Source organism: Bradyrhizobium sp. 142 (assembly GCF_023074015.1).
Lineage (GTDB): Bacteria > Pseudomonadota > Alphaproteobacteria > Rhizobiales > Xanthobacteraceae > Bradyrhizobium.
This window is the reverse complement of record NZ_JADPKQ010000188.1, coordinates 1-1,589: the sequence shown is the minus strand read 5'-3', so window position 1 is coordinate 1,589 and position 1,589 is coordinate 1. Positions and strand designations below refer to the sequence as shown.

At 58.9% G+C, this 1,589-nt stretch carries 1 protein-coding gene; it reads left to right on the top strand.

The window, feature by feature from the left end; all coding sequences use genetic code 11:
* Positions 1-790 precede the first annotated feature (790 nt).
* Positions 791-1,279, top strand: coding sequence for a MarR family winged helix-turn-helix transcriptional regulator (locus IVA82_RS17120; RefSeq protein WP_247385077.1), 489 nt, complete (start codon positions 791-793; stop codon positions 1,277-1,279).
* Positions 1,280-1,589: the final 310 nt, after the last annotated feature.

The window sequence follows — 1,589 nt, the reverse complement described above, 5'->3', positions numbered from 1 at the left end:
GTCGAGATTGACCGGCGGTCCGACGATCGAATTCTTCAGGGGCAGGGTGGCGACGATCTTGGGGCTTTCAGGGTCGACGAGATCCACGATCAGCACCGAATCCTTGCCGGCAGGCGACAGGGCTGGTTTGCCGTCGTCGTCCCACAGCAATTTCTCGTCGTTGCCGACGATCATGAACGGCTTGGCGTAAGTGAGGCTGCAGCTGCAGAGCAGGATTGCCGCTCCCAAGGATAATCTAACTGCGCGATTGACAGGCATGGTGGCGTTCTCCCGGATAAGACCAGCCTCTGATGGACCGGTTTCGCAACCTCAGCGTACGCGCGGAACCGCGTTGTTGCCAGTGCGAAGCGCGACGCAGACTCTAATTCAGGCCGCGTAGCACCCACGTTTGGGAGCCGGATCACAATGGCCGGAGGCTGAGGGTTTCAGAAAGTCTGAGCAATTCTTGCTATATCTAGGTTTGGCACCATTGAGACATGCCGACAGACCCTGAGAATGTCCGCTGGTCAGGGAAGACCAGAAGTCATCGGCGAGCGGTCAAACCGGCGCTAATGACCCCAACTCAGACAGTGGCATCGAGTGGGCCCCTGGCGTTGACAGATCCCTCCCGTAAGTGGGTGCCGAAACAACGCGCAGGTCCTTGGCGCACCGTAAGCGAGCGAGGCCCGGGCTGGAATCGCGCAGCACAGCCATTGACAACAGATATAGTATGTATTCTTATCATTAGTATTCTCATCTGTTGATTGGAATCATGCACGAGCCTCGCTCTGGACGGACAGAAAAGTCTCCGGTGCTTCCCTCGCATCGGGTGCCGGCTCACCTGGCCCGCCGCTTTCATCAAATTTGTCTTGGTGTCACGGCGGAAACTCTCGTGCACGAAGATCTGACGCCCATGCTTTGGGGGGTCATGTCCGCCGTTCTAGAGGAGCCGGGAAGCGGCCAGCGGCAGCTTGCGGTCCGCATGGGTGTCGATGCCGTTACCTTCGGCCAAATGATCGATTTTCTCGAGCAGAAGGGCCTGGTCAAACGGCAGATCGATCCCGATGACCGACGGGCGCGCCAGCTTTATGGGACTAGGCGGAGCGCTGACTTGCGCCACCGGTTGCGCCCATCACTGCGCGCGGCGCAGGAGCGCCTGCTGGCTCCTCTCTCGAAAACAGAGCGTACTGCGTTTCTGGATATGCTGGTGCGCCTGATCGAAGCCCACGATTCCTACGCCCGTCCCGGCAACGGTCGACGAAAGCCGCGACGCAAATCCGATTCCAAACCGACGACATAGGAGACGGCGACGATGATGCTCCGGCGACAGACGATCAGCTCAACTCCATGGGTCCGTTTTTCTTACATGAAATCCTGCGAAACAGCGACGGGCGCAAATACTGCAATACGCTTACTTTCCGTGATTATAGTCTCGGCCTGCGTTGCGGTTCTTGCTGTCCCAATGCCTGCACGAGCTGACTGGCCCGAACGTCCGGTGAAGCTGATTGTGACGTTCCCGGCCGGAAGCGCGAATGATGCGGCGGCTCGGATATTCGCCGATGCGCTCGGTAAGCGATGGGGCAAGCCGGTGATCGTCGAAGACAAGCCCG